This is a genomic window from Kribbella sp. NPDC059898 (assembly GCF_042730855.1).
In the GTDB taxonomy this organism is placed as follows: domain Bacteria; phylum Actinomycetota; class Actinomycetes; order Propionibacteriales; family Kribbellaceae; genus Kribbella.
In genome coordinates this window covers 15366-32276 of the sequence record NZ_JBHWKR010000018.1, presented here as the reverse complement: position 1 = coordinate 32276, position 16911 = coordinate 15366, and the positions used below count along the sequence as shown (strand labels likewise).

Below are 16911 nucleotides of genomic sequence, written 5' to 3'. Positions count from 1 at the left end.
CCCAACTACATGATCGGCAATGCTCGTCAGCCGGGCAGCGCGCGGGCGAAGACATGGCACGCGACGTCGACGAACGAGCGGATCAGGGGGCTGGTTTCGGTGTCGCGCCAGGCGAGTACCAGTTCGTTGGGTTTCCGGTCCTCGGCCGGTACGACGATCAGCCTGGCCGGAAGCAGTTGGTCGACCGGTGCGAGGGCCGATTGGCCGTTCCAGAGGACTGCGTGCAGGCACTCCTGGATCGTGTGCATGGCGCGCCCCGCGTCGGCGTGCCTGGCGCCCGCCCCGGTCCAGTAGGTGACCCAGGCGGCGTCGGTGTCCGGCGGCAGTTGGATCCAGTTGCGGGCGGTCAGCTCGTCGACCCGCACGGAGGTGGCATCGGCGAGCGGGTCGTCGTCGCGCATCACGAGCCCGACTGGCTGGCGGGCCAGTAGCTGGGTTCGCAGCCCGCTGGTGTCGAAGGGCATCCGGGTCAGTGCCACGTCGCACGCGCCGGTGCGCAGCCCGGCGGTGGGGTCGCCGAGGTCGAATTCGTGCAGCACCACGTCTGCGCGGGCGTGCAGTTCGCGGAACGCAGTCACCAGGCGCCCACCGACCAGGTCGAGGGTGTCCGCGAGTGAGCCGACCGCGAGCCGTGGTTCGCCGGCGGCACGGCGTACGTGGGCCCGGATGGCGTCGGCCTGCTCCAGCAACGCCGCCGCGTGCTCCTGCAGCGCCCGGCCGGCCGCCGTCGGCTCGACGCCGCTGCGAACCCGGTTGAGCAGAGTCACGCCCAGCTCCTCTTCGAGCCGCCGCATCGCCCGGCTGAGTGGCGGCTGGGTCATGTGCAATCGCGCCGCCGCCCGCCCAAGATGGCGCTCCTCGGCGACCACGACGAAGTAGCGCAGCACCTGCAGGTCTACGCGCTCACGGTAGCCGCTGACCTGCGGTGATACCGCGACGGTATGCCCGTGTCCCGAAGGGTCGTGGACGCCGGTCCGGATCCGGCGCAGCGTGGATCACATGACCACCACATCCACACTCGACAATCTGAGCGTGCGGCTCGGCGCCTACCGCTACGCCACCACCAAACCCCTTCTGGACGGCACCATCACCCTGCCCGGCGCCCGGGAGACCCGGACCTCGACCGGCGCCACGCTGCCCGAGGTGTTCAAAGCCTTCGCATACGGCGACACCGACGTCTCCGAGTTCGGCCTGACATTCCTGCTCCGCGCGCTCGAGGCGGGCGAGGAGTACGTCGCGGTGCCGGTCTTCCCCAACCGGGTCTTCCGGCACTCCTGCGTCTTCGTCAGCGCCGCCAGTGGCATCACCTCCCCCGAGTAGCTTGTTGACCGCAGCATCGGCGAGTTCGGCATCTACGGCCAGGACTCCGGTGTCTGGGCCAAAGGGATCCTCATGGACGAGTACGCCTTCCGGCCCGAGGCCAACCGCTGGGTGATCGGCGGCCTCGAGTACCCGATGGCGCCGTTCGACTTCACCACCCACCCGGCCCCCGACGACGTCGACGTCAAGGCCGTCCCCGACCGCTCACTGGTCGAGATGCTCGCCGAGGGTGAGCTGGACGCCTTGTTCACCGCCAACGTCCCGTGGCTCGAGCTGGACGGCGATCCGCGGATCAAACGGCTGTTCCCGGATTACCAGGAGCGCGAGCGCGACTGGTACGCCCGGACCGGCATCTTCCCGATGATGCACACCGTCGCCGTACGACGCGGGCTCGTCGAGCGCCACCCCGACCTGCCCCGCGCCGTCTACGACGCGTTCAGCGCCGCCAAGCAGTCGGCCGTCGACGAGGTCGAGCGCGGCCGCTACGTCTACGGCGTCACGTCGATGCTGCCGTGGACCAACGCGCTCTACGAACAGGACGTCGCGCTGATGGGCCGTGACTGGTGGCCCTACGGCATCGAGGCCAACCGGCACGCTCTCGACACCTACCTGCGGTATCACCACGAGCAGGGGTTGTCGGCGCGTCGCTGGACGGTCGACGAGCTGTTCGCCCCCGACCTGCTCGACACATGAACGCCGAGTCGTTCGGCCCTGTCGTCGCACTGGACGAACATGTGGTGCTTCCCGTCGTCCTGGACGCGTGGCGCCGGGTCGAGCCACGGGACGGTGGCGCGACCTCGCCCCGTCGAGCGAGGGCCGTTCGGGTGCGGAACCCTTCGGCCTCGGGGAACAACAGACTAGCCGCTAGCGCTAAGGCGGATCTCGTGCGCTCCGCGGTCGTTCGGACCGATGCCATTCTTGGGGTCCTTGGTGGTGTTGCGCAGTTGATGTCGGAGGCTACGCCGGGGCGACGGCCAACTGCGCGGCGACGACCAATCCGACAGCGACGGCTGCGACAGGTTTGCGGGTCATGGACGGTTCGCCCTTCGGGTGGGCGGTTCCCCGAGTAGCCAGAGGATAGGACGCCTCGACCTGGCCGAGGAAGATCAGCAGTGCCTTGGCCATCTCGGTGGCCGGCCCGGGGACCCGGGTGTCGAGCGGGATCGGTCCGCCGAGGACGTTCACGTGCACGCCCATCGCGGTCAGCTCGGTGAACAGCTGGATCATCTCGGTCTGCGACCGGCCGAGCCGGTCCAGCTCGGGAGTACCTCGTATGGCGTCCAGACGTTCAGGCCGCGCAGTGGCAGCCCGGTCGTGTCCCATACTTTCTCCAGGGTCGCCCGGGGCCGGGTGTGCCGGGAGGTTGCCGCGAGGCTGACCTCCTCAAGCAGCGAGCGGAGGAGCCGGAACCACACCGCGGCGGGCACTGCCCGGCTGGGGAGATCGACCCGGCCGGGCGTCCAGGGCGCTGTAGGTGTATCGCTCGAGCGTGGCCAGCGGTTCGGGGATCGGTCGCGGCGGCATTGGCCGCCCGTTGTTCAGCAGTGCTGTGGCAGGTGGCGGTGTAGAAGTCCTCGAGGTAGCAGCCGTGCACGCCGCAGCCGAGCAGCGCTGGCAACCGCCACATGAGGTCACGGCCTCGGCCGGGCTCGGTCAGGCAGACCGGGCAGGCGCGGGTCAGCGGCTCCGGTGGCTGCCGGGGTCCCATCCAGCGGCGCAAGTGCCCGTCGGGGTCTTGCACGCCAGCTTCACCGAGTGGGAACAGCACCGGGTTGCCGCGCACGTAGTTGGAGAACGTCTGCATCACGCGGCGGGCGTTCAGGGGCGGCAGTTCGTCGGTCAGGCACGGTCCCAGCCGGACGTGTCATCGCCTGCAGCCGGTCGACCGGAACGCCGGTGCGATCGGCCAGCGTCCGGCCGTGGCCGCCGGCGTCGCCTGGGCTCAACGGCGCGGCATCCGGAAGGTGGAGGTCCAGGTCGACGACGGTCCATGGCAGCCGGCGCAGTTGGCTGCGCAGGACACCATCGACACCTGGCGCCAGTGGACCTTCCACTGGAACGCCACCCCCGGCACACACAAACTCACCGTACGCGCGACGGACGCGACCGGCCGGCTGCAAACAGCCGACCAGGCACCACCACGCCCGAACGGCTCAAGCGGCCTGCACAACGTCGTCTTCATGGTCGACTGACCCCAACCGGGACGGTGAAACCGTTGGCGAGGCAGCCCCGAGTACTTCGCTGCCGAGCCCCGGGGGTCAAACGACTTGACTGCGGGAGAACGATCAGGTGGTGTCGGTCACTGCCATGCCTGCTGGGACAGTTCGTCGCGGGTCAGGACGCCGGGTTGCTCGCCGAGGTGCTGCTTGCGGGCCGCGGCGAAGGCGTCGCCGAGTTCGTTGCGGCGCTGCACGGAGAGGTTCGAGCGCATGCCGGGGAGGACCTTGGTCTCCTCTTCCTCGACATGGTGTGTCACCGCTTCGACAAGGTTCTGGAGAACAGTGTCGAAACCGGGGTCCACGGTCATGAGGGCTCGCTCTCGAGGATCGTTTTGATGGCGGTCAGGGTCCGGTCGAGTTCCTCGTCCACGCCGGTGGACTCGGTGGTGTGCAGCCGGACGGTCAGTGTCGAGGTTCCGTCGGCAACGAAGCCGACGATCAGCTCACCGCCGTACCGATGCTCACCGTCCATGCCCCAGCGCAGCGTCCGCTCCTCGTCGAGCACCTCGATCCAGCCGTCGCGGTGTCCGCCGCCGACCGTGACATCGACATGCTCGTGCACGGCCTGGTGCGGCCGCCGCGTCTCAGCCCCTTGCGCGGTGGCCGGAACCTCGGGGGTCGGGTGCAGCGACGTCAGCCAGGGGATGTATCCGGGGAGTTTGCTGAGGTCGGAGAGCCTCTCGAACACGATGTTCGGCGCGACGTCGACCGTGGTCGATGCTTCGTGTTCACCCATGGGAGTACTCCTTCCGGAGTTGGGGCAGTACCTCGGTTCGGTAGAGGTTCATCATGTCGACGCTGTGCGGCCCGATGTTCGCGACGTACACCTCGTCGAACCCGGCTTCGGCGTACGGCGTGAACGCCTCGAGGTGCGCCTTCGCGTCGGGGCCGCAGGCAACTGACTGCGCCGTGGACTCTTCGGTCACCAGTTGTGAAGCCTGCTCGAAGTGCCGCGGTGACGGGAGCACTTGAGCGAGCTCCCCGGGGAGACCGGCGTTGGGCCAGATCCGGTGGGCCTGTTCGACGCCCTCGTCCGCGGTCGGTGCGTAGCTGACCTTGAACCCGGCCTGGGCCGGTCTGTCGCCGCCGCCGTGGTCGCGAAACCGCCGCAACAGCTCGGGATCCGACGTCGTGGTCAGATACCCGTCCGCGATCCGTGCCGCGACATCTGTTGCCTCCGGCCCGAATCCGGACAGGTAGATCGGCAGCGGCTCGTCCGGCCGGGTGTAGATCCGCGCGGTGTCGACCATGTAATGCTTCCCGTGGTGGTTGACGAACCCGTCTTCGGTCCACAGCCGCCGCATGATCTCGACCGCCTCCTCGAGCATCTCCAGCCGTACGTCGACGCTCGGCCAGACGGAGCCGAGGACGTGCTCGTTCAACGCCTCGCCGGTGCCGACGCCGAGCCGGAACCGTCCGTTCAGCAGTACCGCGCTGGTCGCGGCCGCCTGTGCGATCACGGCCGGATGGATCCGTACCGTCGGACAGGTGACCGCGGTCGTTACCGGCAGCTCGCAGACCTGTGAGATCGCGCCGATCGTTGACCAGACGAACGCGCTCTGGCCCTGCTCGTCGTTCCACGGATGGAAGTGGTCGCTGATCCACAACCCGTCGAACCCGGCCTCTTCGGCCAGCCGCGCCTGCTCGATCAGCTGGGCGGGCGTGTACTCCTCACTGGACAGGAAGTATCCGAACTTCACGCTGCAACCCTCCGATCAGTCGCCTACCTTCCGGTGCCCGCAGCGACGCCCTGCATTCGCCGGAATGCAGACCAGGGCGGCGGGCACCCGGCGGGGATGATGACTCCGGTCGCCACAACTACCCGTCCCACGGGCTCCTTCTCAGTGCGCTGCCTGGCGCTCGAAGATCTCGGTGATCTCCTCGACCGACAGTTCCTTGGTCTCCGGGATGAACGAGTTCACGAACAGCAGCGCGACTGCCGACAGGACGGCGAACATCACCATCAGCCAGGCCAGCCCGAAGCCGTTCAGCATCGTCGGCACCAGCAGGATCAACGCGAAGTTCGCGATCCAGTCCGCCGCGGCGCCGAGCGCTGCGGCGCGGCCGCGGACGGCGGTCGGGAAATACTCGCCCTGGATCAGCCAGCCGGTGCCGCCGACGCCGATCGCGAACGCGGCGATGAAGACGTTCAGGCCGACCATGATCAGAATGATCCGGGCGAGCCCGCCGGTGAACGCGACGCCGGCCGCGCCGATCAGCATCGCAACCGCCATCACGGCGTATCCGCCAAGGGCGAGCTTGCGGCGGCCGACCCGGTCGACGAACTTGAACGCGAAGAACGTCGCGACCACGTTGACGACGCTCATCAACGCCGTGACCGCGACGGCCGCGATGGCGGCCTGCACCTTGTCGCTGCCGCTCTGCAGATAGGGCTGCAGCACCTTCGGCCCGTAGTAGAAGGTCAGGTTGATCCCGGTGATCTGCTGGAACGCGAAGAATACACAGACCACGATCAGCGCCCGCTTCACGCCGCGTGTCCAGTTCCGCTGGTTGCGGCCCGCCCGGGCCTCCTGTTCCTCGACCTCGTGGGCGCTGCGTTCGATCTGTTCCGCGCTGACGTCGATGTCGAGTTTGGCGAGCGCGTCATGCGTGTCGTCGTACCGCCCCTGCCGCATCAGCCAGCGGGGTGACTCGGGCATCCGGGTCCGCAGTACCAGCGCGAAGAGGGCCGGTACGGCGCCCAGTCCGAGCAGCAGGCGCCAGTCGAACGAGTGCGCGTGCTGGGGGAGCGGCACCAGGACCGCGAGCGCGATCAGGTACGAGACCGTGATCATCCACTGCTGGAGGATGCCGAGCGCACCACGCCGTGCCTTCGGTGCGTATTCGGCGATGTACGCGGTCGCGATCGCGGAGTCGGCACCGATCGCGAGACCGATCAGCGTCCGTGCGAACAGCAGCACCCACGCGTCCCACGCGAACGCGGACAGCAACGCGCCGATCGCGTAGATCGCGGCGTCGGCGATCAGCAGCGACTTGCGGCCGAGCCGGTCCGAAGTCGGACCGGCGGCGAGCGCGCCGACGGCGGCGCCGATGACGCGCCGGCCACCAGGTATCCGAGCGCGAGTGAGCCGAGGTTCCAGGGCAGGAAGTTGACGACGGACCCGATGTTCGCGGTGTCGTACCCGAACAGGAATCCGCCGACGGTTGCGAGCAGGGTCAGCGACCAGTAGAACGATGTCGGCACCTGGGCGTCGAGATGATCCAGCACCCCGGTGGCCGATTCATGCTGCGGCGCCATGCTGAACACGCCTCCTTGATCGATCCGATATCCCATCCCCCGGTTGACCGGAGCGGGCCGCTCGAAACGTGTTTGCTGCAAAGTGCCCCGGGTCCCGGCCACGAGGTCTGGAGGTCGCCAGTGATGGCACACGTCGAGGTCGACAGCCTGGGCATGCCCGATGGCTGGCTGCCGCTGGTGGCGCACGCCGTACAGCTCGCCGGATTCCTGGCAGGAGGGTTGCAATGAGCACGACAGTCGCCGATTTCGTACTCCAGCGGCTGCGCGAGTGGGACGTCGACCACGTCTTCGGGTACGCCGGGGACGGAATCAACGGGCTGCTCTCCGCCTGGCAGAAGGCGGCGAACGAGCCGCGGTTCGTCCAGGCCCGGCACGAGGAGATGGCCGCTTTCGAAGCGGTCGGCTACGCCAAGTTCACCGGCCGGGTCGGCGTCTGTACGGCGACCAGCGGCCCGGGCGCGATCCACCTGCTGAACGGGTTGTACGACGCGAAGCTCGATCACGTCCCGATGGTGGCGATCGTCGGGCAGACGGCCCGGAGCGCGATGGGCGGCAGCTACCAGCAGGAGGTCGACCTCCAGTCGCTCTACAAGACGTCGCGTCCGACTACTGCGAGACCGTGATGGTCGCGGAGCAGCTGCCGAACGTGGTCGACCGGGCGATCCGGATCGCGGTGGCCCGCCGTACCGTGACAGCGCTGATCATCCCGTCGGACCTGCAGGAGTTCGAGTACACGCCGCCGTCGTACGCGTTCAAGATGGTGCCGTCAAGCACCGACCTGAGCGGGTCGGCGCCAGTGCCGGTGGCCGAGCAGATCGATCGGGCGGCGGAGATCCTGAACGACGGCTCGCGGGTCGCAATCCTTGTCGGGCAGGGCGCGCGCGGCGCGGTCGACGAGGTGACAGAGCTGGCGGAGCTGACCGGTGCCGGGGTGGCGAAGGCGCTGCTGGGCAAGACGAGGTTGTAGAAGAACGCTCCGAAAGTGGCCTGGGTGGACGAGCTGCCCGATGCGTTGCCGTGGGTGACCGGGTCGATCGGGCTGCTCGGCACGCGGCCGTCGTACGAGCTGATGATGGACTGCGACACGCTGCTGATGGTCGGGTCGAACTTCCCGTACACGCAGTTCCTGCCGAAGTTCGGGATCGCCCGAGCGATCCAGATCGACCTGGATCCGACCATGATCGGGATGCGGTACCCGTTCGAGGTGAACCTGGTCGGGGACGCCGCCGGGACGCTGGGCGCGCTGATCCCGCTGGTGCGGTGCAAGGAAGACCGGTCGTGGCGGTCGGGGATCGAGAGCAACCTCCGACGCTGGTGGGAGGTCATGGACCGGCGCGCGCACACGTCCGCGGATCCGATCAACCCGGAGCTGGTGTTCCACGAGCTGTCCGACCGGTTGCCGGCGGACGCGATCCTGGCGTCGGACTCGGGGTCGGCGGCGAACTGGTACGCACGGCACATCAAGATCCGCGGCGACATGCGCGGCTCGCTGTCCGGGACGCTCGCGACGATGGGCCCCGGCGTGCCGTACGTGATCGGCGCGAAGTTCGGACTGCCGGACCGGCCGGCGTACGCGCTGGTCGGCGACGGCGCGATGCAGATGAACGGGGTCAACGAGCTGATCACGATCGCGAACTACTGGCAGGACTGGGCGGACCCGCGGCTGGTGATCGCCGTCCGGCACAACAACGACCTGAACCAGGTGACGTGGGAGCTCCGCGCGATGGGCGGGTCGCCGCAGTTCCTGCCGTCGCAGGAACTGCCAGAGTTCCCGTACGCCGGGTACGCGCGCCTGCTCGGCTTACACGGGGTGACGGCCGAGAAGCCCGAGGACGTCGTACCGGCCTGGGAGGAGGCCTTGGCGGTCGACCGGCCGTGTGTCGTGGAGTTCCGGACCGATCCCGCCGTACCGCCGATCCCGCCGCACGCGACCTGGGACCAGATCGAGAAGGCGCTGGAGTCGATCGTGCGCGGTGACAGCGACCGGGGCGCGATCATCAAGGAGGGCGTGAAGTCCAAGATGCAGGAGTTCCTGCCCGGAAAATCATGATCGCTGCGGCCAGAACCCGATCCGGATGCTCGCGTGATTGAACGTTCCGGGCATCGGGCCGGCCAGCCGGGCGCGCGTGGTGGGATCGACGTCGAGGTCGTACTGGGTGGCGACGTGGCTGACCACTGTGCTGGTGGTGAGGAGTACGACGTTCCGCCCCGGGCAGGCGGCCGGGCCTTCGCTGAACGGGATGATCGGCCACGCACCGTCGGCGCGACCGTCCAGCCAGACCGCGGGCTCGAAGTCGTCGGCGAAGGCGAGCGCCTCGTCGTCGCGGTGGAACACCGAGCTGACGATCGCGAACTCGGTCCCGGCCGGCGCGATCCGGTCCCGCCAGACGGTCGGCTCGTCGGCCTGGCGCAGTACGACGAGTGTGGTCGGCCAGAGCCGCAGCGACTCCTGCACGGCGGCACCTGCCTGCGCGAGCAGTGGTGAAGCCTCCGGATGGCGCGCCTCTGCGACGATCGGCTCGAGCAGCGCCGGACGGGTGCCGAGCAGGGCGAAGAGCCGCCAGAGCGCGATGCCGGCGGCGTCGAACGCGAACAGCCAGTGCGGCACCTGCCCGGCCGGATCCAGCTCATCAGGCTGCTGGGCGAGCGATTCGACGAGGCTCCCGGGCTCGGCCGTGTCGACGTACTGCTTGATCGAGGCGAGGAAACGGCTGCGGAGCTCGTCGTGGCTCGGGCCGACCTGGGCCCAGTTCGCGTCGCCGCGGAGCTGGTCGAGCTGGGTGCTGAGTACGACGTCGTGGCGCGCTGCGTCGCCGAGAACGATCCGGCGAACGACGCGCGACCAGATCGCCCGGAAGTCGTTCCAACCGAACGTCGCGTGCAGGGCGCCGAGTTCCTCCTGCACCACCTCGACGAACCGATGACCGTGACGGTGGACCGGCTGATGGCTGTCGAGCGCGCGCTCATTGAGCTCCCGGCGCGGGGTACGCAGCGACGAATTGGTGACCAGGACCGCGTGCGGCTGGAAATGCGTCAGCGCGGCGATCTTCTCGCTGGTCGCGGCCGCGAACGGCTCGGGCGTCTCCGCGAGTAGCCGATGCACGTCCTCGGCCTCTAGTACGAGCGCGATCGTGCGATCGGGAAGACGCAGCAACACCGGGCCGTCGCCGTACCTGCGCCGCAACTGCCGTACGCAGCGCAGCGCGCGGTCGTCCGTGCGCAGTCGCTCGACGACCGCGCCGAGCCCGGGCCGCCGAAGGATCGGTCCTTGGGCGACGACGGGGCCGAGAACGTCCCGCAGAATCCGGCCACTGTCCAGCACGGACGCGAATGGCAGAAGAGTCGACATGCTCTCCCGGTGTCCGCCGCAAAACCTCCAGTTTGCCGGGCAACGGCACGGGCACCGGAGAGGTCCGTACGGGGATTCGTCCGCGCCGGGGATCCCCGGCCCAGCCAAGGGAAAAGGACCATGGGCTTCATTCTGTGGATCATCGCGGTGATCCTGGTGATATCCGGAATCGTGACGATCTTCCGTGGCGCGGTGCTGTGGGGCATCGCTCTGATCGTGATCGGCCTCGTGATCGGGCCGGGCGGCGTCAGCATCTTCACCTGACCCCGCACCCACAGCTCTCTGCCGGATCCAGGCGCCCCGTGATTCCTCCGCACGGGTTGTCTTGCCGCTCATGTCGCGAGGTACCGGTAGGGCGCGATTCGAGGACGGTGAGACAGCAGTGAGGTTCATGACGTGGAACGTCTGAGGACGGTTCGCTGTCGAACAACACGTATTGTCGACCGAAACCGTGGCGCTGCGGGCCGGGATCCGGCTCGAAGCGACAGGCTTCACCTCATCACCAGTTGCCTGGACTGCGAGGAGGACTACCAGCAGGAGCGGTTCGAGCAGGCGACATCGCTGGCCGGGCTGGTGCCGCAGGTGCACGACGGCGTCACCTACAGCTTCCGCAAACCGTATCTCGGCAAGGGCGATTGGCTCGAGGACCACCGCGTCGACTACGTCCTGCTCGATGGGTGGGTGCCGTACGTCGCCTTGTTCTGCGAGGAGGCGAGCAATGCGGTGTGCGTCGTCTCAGTGCAGCAGCCGTAGGTACGCGATGACCTCGAACTGGTCGTTGTTGGGCGCTGGTGGACTCGGTCGGTTGCCCGGAGCAACTTGTGGTCGGACCGGGAAGTGAACCGCGGAGCGGCCGGGTACGTGACACAGAAGAATGGACGCGTGTCTGCGTCCGGCAAGCGGATTGCGAAAGGGAGGCGAGATGAAATGGCTACGCAGGCGCAGCGTAGGGCGTTGTGGATTGCCGTCGTGGTGGCGATCGTGATCGTGGTCGTCGTACTGCTGACCCTGGTCGGCGGTGGCGGCGGTGGAGGTGGCGGCTACTGACCACGCCACCACGCGGCGTAAAGCCCGCCTGGTGGGGTACCGGGATGGAGTCACCGACCGGTGGTTGCTCGCACGTTGCCGCCGGCCGGTGGCCGCCCGTTCGACCCGGAGACCGTCGTCGAACGCACATACCACGAGGACGTCTACAGCTATTGCGGATAGCCGCCGTTCCTGGGACCGTTCCCGCCGCGTTGAGATGAGGAGTGTTCGGGTACCGGGCGGGCAACGGAAGGGGAGCACGATGCCCGTTGGTTCGAATTCCATGCGTGAGCGGCAGTACGAGCACATCAAGGCCGGGCTCAAGAAGCGTGGTCGTACTGAGGGAACCGCGGAGGAGATCGCCGCGCGGACCGTGAACAAGGAGCGCGCCCGTGCCGGTGAGTCCGAGCAGAAGAGCCGGACGTCTACGCACGACATGTCGTCCAGCAAGCGGGGCGGGCAGCGGTCTCACAGCGGGTCGAAGGGCCGGACCAAAGAGCAGCTCTACAACGAGGCCAGGCAGAAGAACATCAAGGGCCGTTCGAGTATGAGCAAGGCTCAGCTGGCCAAGGCGGTGGGGCGTTAACCAGCTGTGGACGAGGGAGCGACCAGCCGCAGGAGGGGGTGTTCGTAGGCTCTGCGCCCGACGAAAGCGGCTGGTCACCCGGTATCGAGTGTTGCGCTCCGGTCCGGAAAAGGACAGTCGGCGTATCCAGCGCCGCCCACGGGCGAGGGCGAGTTGCAGCTGGTTGATGATCGCGCGCAGGCGTGGCTGCCGGATCGCCCAGGCGCAGTCGCGGAAGTGGTGCCGGATGCCGCCGCGGATGGTGGGTACGGCGTACGACCGGAAGTCGGCGCCGGCACTCGGGCGGTAGTTGCGGACAGCAATGACGAGGTTCTCGCAGGCGATCTGCTCCAGGCCTCGTCGTCGACTTCCGCGGGATGCGTGTGCGGATCGTAGGGCTCCAGCCGGGCGGACCCTTTGGCGCGCGACTGGGACAGTGCGACCTGCCATGGCGGGGTTGTCCTTTGTCCGGATGCGTTCCGGCCGATGCGGCAGGTTCTTATACCGCCGCCGGACCCCGTCGGAGTACCCGGCGCTATACGTCCGAACCCCGGCGAGTCGCGAGCTAATGGCTGTGGGCACCGGACGGACCAAGGAGAAGGTGGCACAGATCATGGCGGACGGCTACGACCAGCTTGCCGAGCGAGGGAGATCTCGCGGACCACGAGACCCTGCGGTACGCCGTTTGACGCCGTACCGGTCGACCTGCCGGGCGAGGGCCATGGCGTTGGCTGCTCGTTCGCTGCCCTGGCAGCGTCAGCGGATGCGGGCGCACCGGTACCGCCGTACCGACTGAGATGACTGTTTGCCGACGTTGGCGACGGGCACCCGAGCGGTAAGGACGAACGAGCGTTGGGAGGCTTGCATGATCGAGATCCGGAGTGACCTGTCGGTGGACGAGCAGAAGCAGACCGTCGAGGCGCTGCAGTCGGCACTCGTCGACCTGGTCGACTTCACACTGACGGGCAAGCAGGCGCACTGGAACGTGGTCGGCCCGCACTTCCGCAGCATCCATCTCCAACTCGACGAACTCGTCGCGGCCGCCCGCAAACACACCGACGTGGTGGCCGAGCGGATCGTCGCCCTCGGAGGCAACCCGGACGGGCGCGCGGAGACCGTGGCCCGGCACCGCTCGACCGGCGAACTCCAGCCCGGCTACCTGCCCGGCGTGAAAGCCGTGGAGGCGATCGTCGACCGCCTGGCCGTCGTGATCTCAGGGATGCGCGAGGACATGCGGGCCACCGAGGCCCCCGACCCGGTCAGCCAGGACCTCCTGAACGACGCCCTGCACGACCTCGAGGAACAGAGCTGGATGTTCCAGGCCATGCTGCAACCGGAGACCTGATCCGTAGGCGAGGACCATGAACGTCGCCCAGAAGCTGATCGCCTCGCACCTGGTCGCCGGCGAGCTGGTACCGGGCTCCGAGATCGAGGTGCGGATCGATCAGACGCTGACACAGGACGCGACCGGCACGATGGTGATGCTCGAGCTCGAGGCGATGGACCTGGACCGCGTCCGGACCGAGCTGAGTGTGCAGTACGTCGACCACAACCTCCTGCAGGCCGACGAGCGGAACGCGGAGGACCACGCGTTCCTGCGCAGCGCCTGCGAGCGGTTTGGCCTGTGGTACTCCAAGCCGGGCAACGGAGTCTCGCACCCGACGCACATGCAGCGGTTCGGTCGCCCGGGCGCGACGCTGCTCGGGTCGGACTCGCACACCTGCGCGGCCGGTTCGCTCGGCATGCTGGCGATCGGTGCCGGCGGCATCGATGTCGCCCAGGCGATGGCGGGGGAGCCGTTCCGGTTCCGGATGCCGGAGATCTGGGGCGTCGAGCTGACCGGCGAGCTGCGGCCGTGGGTGTCGGCCAAGGACGTGATCCTGGAACTGCTGCGCCGGTACGGCGTCAGCGGCGGGGTCGGCCGGATCGTCGAGTACCACGGCCCGGGACTGGCCTCGTTGACCGCGATGGACCGGCACGTGATCGCGAACATGGGCGCCGAACTCGGTGCGACCACGACCGTGTTCCCGGCCGACGATGCGGTGCTGGAGTTCCTCCGTGCGGAGGGCCGGGAGGACGACTTCTCCGAGCTGGTCGCGGACGGCGACGCGACGTACGACGTCGCAGACAGAATCGACCTAGCGGGCCTGGAACCCCTGGTCGCGACACCGTCGTCGCCCGGCAACGTCGTACCGGCACGGGAGATTGCCGGGACCGCGATCGGCCAGGTGGTGATCGGGTCCAGTGCGAACCCGGGGCTGCGGGACTTCGCGATCGCGGGCGCGATGGTACGTGGACGGCAGACCGGTTCGGCTGTGAGCTTCGACGTCAACCCGACATCGCGCAGCATCCTGGAGGACCTGACCCGGATGGGGGTGACGCTGGACCTCGTCCGGGCCGGGGCGCGCATCCACCAGGCGGGGTGCCTGGGCTGCATCGGGATGGGACAGGCTCCGGCCGGCGGTACGAACAGTCTCCGCACGGTGCCGCGGAATTTCCCCGGGCGCAGTGGTAGTGCGGACGACGCGGTGTACCTGTGTTCGCCCGAGACGGCGGCCGCGAGCGCGTTGAGCGGTGTGATCGTCGATCCGCGCGACTGGGCGCGGGAGCACGAGGTCCCGTACCCGGAGCTCGAGCTGCCGGTGCGGCACAGCGTCAACCTGGCGATGCTCGATCCTCCGCCGGCGGAGGCGGGTGAGTTGCGGAAGGGCCCCAACATCGGAACGCTGCCGGACTTCGACGGCCTGCCGGATCGGCTCGAGGTACCGGTGGCGTTGAAGGTCGGTGACAACGTGTCGACGGACGAGATCTCCCCGGCCGGCGCGGCCGCGCTGCCGTACCGGTCGAACATCGCCAAGCTGTCCGAGTTCACGTTCCGCCCGGTCGATCCGGACTACGCTGCACGGGCGCGTGACACGGGTGACCACGCGGTCGTTGGTGGCGTCAACTACGGGCAGGGGTCGTCGCGGGAGCACGCCGCGATCACGCCGAGGTACCTCGGCCTGCGCCTGGTCGTCGCCCGCTCGTTCGCCCGGATCCATTGGCAGAACCTGGCGAACTTCGGCGTACTCGCCTGTGAGTTCGCCGACGACGCGGACTACGACTGGATCGCCGTCGGCGACGTGATCGTCCTCGAACGGCTGCGCGACGTACTGCGGACCTCGGAGATGCTGGAGGCCCGCGTCGGCGACCGGAGGATCCAGCTCCGCCACCGGCTCTCCAGTCGCCAAGTCGACACCGTCCTGGCCGGCGGCGTCATCCCGCTACTCCGGCGGTAGGTCGCCGGGCATGTCAGTGGGCACCAGGGGGAATGAGGTGTTAGGAGGCTGAGAGCGATGGGAGCGGTTGGGCGGCGGTCCGCGACCGCTCGTGGTCGCCGGTGTGTTGCTGTCGGCGCTGTTCTTCTCGCCCACCGAGATGCTCCTCCTCTTCGTCCTCTCCGGAGCGGTCGTGGGCACATTTCGTTATGCCTACACGGATGGGAACGCACGGTTCGGAGAGATCGCCGCGTACTCCGGCGCGGCGGGGATGGTCGTCATCGCAACCGTTGCTTATGGAGAGGCGGCCGGTCACGCCCTATGGGCGATCGCCCTGGTTGGGCTCGGGCTTTGCGCTGGTCGGCTGGTCCGCAGACTGCGGCAGTCGGCTCTCACCGTGCCGCCCGAGGTCAGGGGGAGGTCGACGGCGTGCCTGTCGACGGTGCTGGACTGAGTGACCGGGAGTTGTGTGCTGCCTGGTGCAGGAGCTCTGTGCTGCTCGAGCGGGTGACCTTATCCGCGGAGCGCGCTCGGCTGGCGCTCCTGCGGCCGACGTATCTGGACGAGTTCGAACGCCGGCATCCGTTGACGTTCGCCAAATGGCTCGAGACCGAACCTCGAGGTTCCGCCGATCCGGCGAAGTACTTCGATGCGCACGCCGACTGACGATCCGTTTGGTTCCTCGCAGCGCGGGGCACCGCGTTCGGTGATGTCGACGGATGGGGTGATCGTGTTGTTCGGGCAGCTCAATGGGCGGCGGGTTGCGATCCTGGCCGCGAACGGTCTGGAGCAGATCGAGTACGAGGAGCCGAAGGCCGCAGTGGTCGCGGCCGGTGGCCACGTGCAGCTGGTGTCGATCGAGGGCCGTCAGGTCCAGGCGATGCACGGCGACATCGACAAAGGCGATCGATTCGAGGTGGACCGCGCGGTATCGGAGGTCAGGACCGACGATTTCGACGCGTTGATCCTGCCGGGCGGCACGATCAACCCGGATCGGCTCCGCGCAGACCCGGACGCGGTGGAGTTCGTCCGGTCGTTCGTGGCGTCGGGCAAGCCGGTAGCGGCGATCTGCCACGGCCCGTGGACACTGGCCGAGGCAGGAGTGCTTCCAGGGCGCCGCGTTACGTCGTACCCGAGCATCCGGACCGATCTCCGCAACGCCGGCGCCGAGGTGGTCGACGAGGAGGTCGTCATCGACGGCAACCTGCTCACCAGCCGCGACCCGGGGGATCTACCGGTGTTCTGCGAGTCCCTCGTAGAGCATTTCGCCAAGAAATGACCAGGGACGGGCTACCGCGCCGGCCGGATCGTCACGGCGGGGGAGCTGTTCGTCCGGGTCGGGCTCCGCGTACGGCGTGGCGTCCGGATCGTCCGCCGGCCGGGTGCGACCGGGCATCCGGTCGGGATCGGTCGGGTCGTCCAGCGCGGGACCGGGCCCTGAGGTGACGGAATCGTGCTCATGGCGGCCTCCTGGTCGACGGACGTGACGTCCGGCGCCGGTCGGTCGCGCGGGTAATCATGCCGCTCGGCAGGGCCGGGACGCGGGAGACCCAGTTCTCGTGCCAACCGCACTCGACGTGTCCCGGCTCGACCGAGCTGCGATCGGTCGCGACCGATCGGTTGCGCGGAGAACGTAACCATCGCCCAGATGGACGTGGCCGACCGCAAAGGCATACGACGACTCGGCGGCGAGTCGCGGTCGGCCGGCAAGAAGTTCGTCCATCAACTGTCCTCACGGACTGGACAGCGGCCCCACGCTGTTGGAGGGCTCCGCCTCCATCTGACAGCTGTGCGGATGCCGGGTCAACCCCTGCAATCGTTGTCAAACCAACGATTGCAGGGAACCGGCATCGTCGTTGCGAGCAGCAAGCTGCACCCTGGGGTGAGGGGCGCGAAGACTCCCTGTGCATCGCGGC

At 68.4% G+C, this 16911-nt stretch carries 23 protein-coding genes and 2 pseudogenes; 15 read left to right on the top strand and 10 right to left on the bottom strand.

From position 1 onward, the window contains the following. Positions 1-26: 26 nt before the first annotated feature. Positions 27-887 (bottom strand): LysR family transcriptional regulator, encoded by an 861-nt coding sequence (locus ACFV9C_RS38185; RefSeq protein WP_380201671.1) that lies wholly within the window; start codon positions 885-887, stop codon positions 27-29. A gap of 112 nt (positions 888-999) precedes the next feature. Here ACFV9C_RS38185 and ACFV9C_RS38180 point away from each other — a divergent pair, with 112 nt between their 5' ends. Then, the gene (locus ACFV9C_RS38180; RefSeq protein WP_380201669.1) at positions 1000-1320 is read left to right on the top strand and encodes a hypothetical protein; all 321 of its coding nucleotides are present in this window, start codon (positions 1000-1002) and stop codon (positions 1318-1320) included. A gap of 72 nt (positions 1321-1392) precedes the next feature. After that, positions 1393-2013: a hypothetical protein gene (locus ACFV9C_RS38175; protein WP_380201667.1), complete on the top strand. Its 621-nt coding sequence runs from the start codon at positions 1393-1395 to the stop codon at positions 2011-2013. Positions 2014-2277: 264 nt separating this feature from the next. Here the strand turns inward: ACFV9C_RS38175 and ACFV9C_RS38170 are convergent, their stop codons facing one another. Continuing rightward, positions 2278-2643 carry a hypothetical protein gene (locus tag ACFV9C_RS38170; protein ID WP_380201665.1) on the bottom strand — a complete coding sequence of 122 codons (366 nt, stop codon included), beginning with the start codon at positions 2641-2643 and terminating at the stop codon, positions 2278-2280. A 596-nt stretch (positions 2644-3239) separates the two neighbouring features. On the opposite strand from ACFV9C_RS38170, the gene ACFV9C_RS38165 reads away from it, so the two are divergent. After that, positions 3240-3512: a hypothetical protein gene (locus ACFV9C_RS38165; RefSeq protein ID WP_380201663.1), complete on the top strand. Its 273-nt coding sequence runs from the start codon at positions 3240-3242 to the stop codon at positions 3510-3512. Between the two features lie 107 nt (positions 3513-3619). Here ACFV9C_RS38165 and ACFV9C_RS38160 read toward each other — a convergent pair whose 3' ends face one another. The 5 genes from ACFV9C_RS38160 to ACFV9C_RS38140 all read right to left on the bottom strand — a co-directional run bounded on the left by ACFV9C_RS38160 (position 3620) and on the right by ACFV9C_RS38140 (position 6798). After that, positions 3620-3847, bottom strand: a complete 228-nt coding sequence (locus ACFV9C_RS38160) for a hypothetical protein (protein ID WP_380201661.1) — start codon at positions 3845-3847, stop codon at positions 3620-3622. Then, positions 3844-4275: an SRPBCC family protein gene (locus tag ACFV9C_RS38155; RefSeq protein ID WP_380201659.1), complete on the bottom strand. Its 432-nt coding sequence runs from the start codon at positions 4273-4275 to the stop codon at positions 3844-3846. Before ACFV9C_RS38155 ends, ACFV9C_RS38160 begins: the two co-directional genes overlap by 4 nt. Continuing rightward, a complete protein-coding gene (locus ACFV9C_RS38150; RefSeq protein WP_380201657.1) occupies positions 4268-5239 on the bottom strand; it encodes a TIGR03557 family F420-dependent LLM class oxidoreductase in 972 nt (323 codons plus the stop codon). The genes ACFV9C_RS38155 and ACFV9C_RS38150 overlap by 8 nt, the downstream gene beginning before the upstream one ends. A 141-nt stretch (positions 5240-5380) precedes the next feature. After that, positions 5381-6592 carry a sugar porter family MFS transporter gene (locus ACFV9C_RS38145; RefSeq protein ID WP_380201919.1) on the bottom strand — a complete coding sequence of 404 codons (1212 nt, stop codon included), beginning with the start codon at positions 6590-6592 and terminating at the stop codon, positions 5381-5383. After that, positions 6523-6798, bottom strand: a complete 276-nt coding sequence (locus ACFV9C_RS38140; RefSeq protein WP_380201655.1) for a hypothetical protein — start codon at positions 6796-6798, stop codon at positions 6523-6525. Before ACFV9C_RS38140 ends, ACFV9C_RS38145 begins: the two co-directional genes overlap by 70 nt. Before the next feature lie 224 nt (positions 6799-7022). Between ACFV9C_RS38140 and ACFV9C_RS38135 the strand changes: the two genes are divergently transcribed. From ACFV9C_RS38135 to ACFV9C_RS38125, 3 genes and pseudogenes are all read left to right on the top strand, one after another. After that, complete coding sequence (locus ACFV9C_RS38135) at positions 7023-7421, top strand: thiamine pyrophosphate-binding protein (RefSeq protein WP_380201653.1); 399 nt, start codon at positions 7023-7025, stop codon at positions 7419-7421. Next, positions 7421-7984: pseudogene (locus tag ACFV9C_RS38130) on the top strand (thiamine pyrophosphate-requiring protein); the annotation flags it as partial. The gene ACFV9C_RS38135 and the pseudogene ACFV9C_RS38130, both read left to right, overlap by 1 nt. After that, entirely contained in the window at positions 7976-8848 is an 873-nt protein-coding gene (locus ACFV9C_RS38125; RefSeq protein WP_380201917.1) for a thiamine pyrophosphate-dependent enzyme, read from the top strand. The pseudogene ACFV9C_RS38130 and the gene ACFV9C_RS38125, both read left to right, overlap by 9 nt. On the opposite strand, the gene ACFV9C_RS38120 is transcribed toward ACFV9C_RS38125, so the two are convergent. Continuing rightward, positions 8843-10147: a cytochrome P450 gene (locus ACFV9C_RS38120; RefSeq protein ID WP_380201651.1), complete on the bottom strand. Its 1305-nt coding sequence runs from the start codon at positions 10145-10147 to the stop codon at positions 8843-8845. The two genes, ACFV9C_RS38125 and ACFV9C_RS38120, sit on opposite strands and share 6 nt — an antisense overlap. 120 nt (positions 10148-10267) lie before the next feature. Between ACFV9C_RS38120 and ACFV9C_RS38115 the strand changes: the two genes are divergently transcribed. The 4 genes from ACFV9C_RS38115 to ACFV9C_RS38100 all read left to right on the top strand — a co-directional run bounded on the left by ACFV9C_RS38115 (position 10268) and on the right by ACFV9C_RS38100 (position 12048). Continuing rightward, positions 10268-10411 (top strand): GPGG-motif small membrane protein, encoded by a 144-nt coding sequence (locus tag ACFV9C_RS38115; RefSeq protein ID WP_380201649.1) that lies wholly within the window; start codon positions 10268-10270, stop codon positions 10409-10411. Positions 10412-10543: 132 nt separating this feature from the next. Beyond that, positions 10544-10900, top strand: a complete 357-nt coding sequence (locus ACFV9C_RS38110; protein WP_380201647.1) for a hypothetical protein — start codon at positions 10544-10546, stop codon at positions 10898-10900. A gap of 556 nt (positions 10901-11456) precedes the next feature. After that, complete coding sequence (locus ACFV9C_RS38105; RefSeq protein WP_380201645.1) at positions 11457-11759, top strand: plasmid stabilization protein; 303 nt, start codon at positions 11457-11459, stop codon at positions 11757-11759. Between the two features lie 166 nt (positions 11760-11925). Continuing rightward, positions 11926-12048: a hypothetical protein gene (locus ACFV9C_RS38100; RefSeq protein ID WP_380201643.1), complete on the top strand. Its 123-nt coding sequence runs from the start codon at positions 11926-11928 to the stop codon at positions 12046-12048. Here ACFV9C_RS38100 and ACFV9C_RS38095 read toward each other — a convergent pair. Continuing rightward, positions 12021-12188, bottom strand: a pseudogene (locus ACFV9C_RS38095) (hypothetical protein); the annotation flags it as partial. The gene ACFV9C_RS38100 and the pseudogene ACFV9C_RS38095 overlap by 28 nt on opposite strands. Before the next feature lie 415 nt (positions 12189-12603). Here ACFV9C_RS38095 and ACFV9C_RS38090 point away from each other — a divergent pair. The 5 genes from ACFV9C_RS38090 (at position 12604) to ACFV9C_RS38070 (ending at position 16274) form a co-directional block, all read left to right on the top strand. Further along, the gene (locus ACFV9C_RS38090) at positions 12604-13083 is read left to right on the top strand and encodes a Dps family protein (RefSeq protein ID WP_380201641.1); all 480 of its coding nucleotides are present in this window, start codon (positions 12604-12606) and stop codon (positions 13081-13083) included. A gap of 16 nt (positions 13084-13099) precedes the next feature. Then, the gene (locus tag ACFV9C_RS38085; RefSeq protein WP_380201639.1) at positions 13100-15016 is read left to right on the top strand and encodes an aconitate hydratase; all 1917 of its coding nucleotides are present in this window, start codon (positions 13100-13102) and stop codon (positions 15014-15016) included. A gap of 103 nt (positions 15017-15119) precedes the next feature. After that, complete coding sequence (locus tag ACFV9C_RS38080; protein ID WP_380201637.1) at positions 15120-15449, top strand: hypothetical protein; 330 nt, start codon at positions 15120-15122, stop codon at positions 15447-15449. Positions 15450-15487: 38 nt separating this feature from the next. Next, positions 15488-15661: a hypothetical protein gene (locus ACFV9C_RS38075; protein WP_380201635.1), complete on the top strand. Its 174-nt coding sequence runs from the start codon at positions 15488-15490 to the stop codon at positions 15659-15661. Positions 15662-15704: 43 nt separating this feature from the next. Then, positions 15705-16274, top strand: coding sequence for a type 1 glutamine amidotransferase domain-containing protein (locus tag ACFV9C_RS38070; RefSeq protein WP_380201633.1), 570 nt, complete (start codon positions 15705-15707; stop codon positions 16272-16274). Positions 16275-16285: 11 nt separating this feature from the next. On the opposite strand, the gene ACFV9C_RS38065 is transcribed toward ACFV9C_RS38070, so the two are convergent. Continuing rightward, positions 16286-16456, bottom strand: coding sequence for a hypothetical protein (locus tag ACFV9C_RS38065; protein ID WP_380201631.1), 171 nt, complete (start codon positions 16454-16456; stop codon positions 16286-16288). Between the last annotated feature and the right edge of the window lie 455 nt (positions 16457-16911).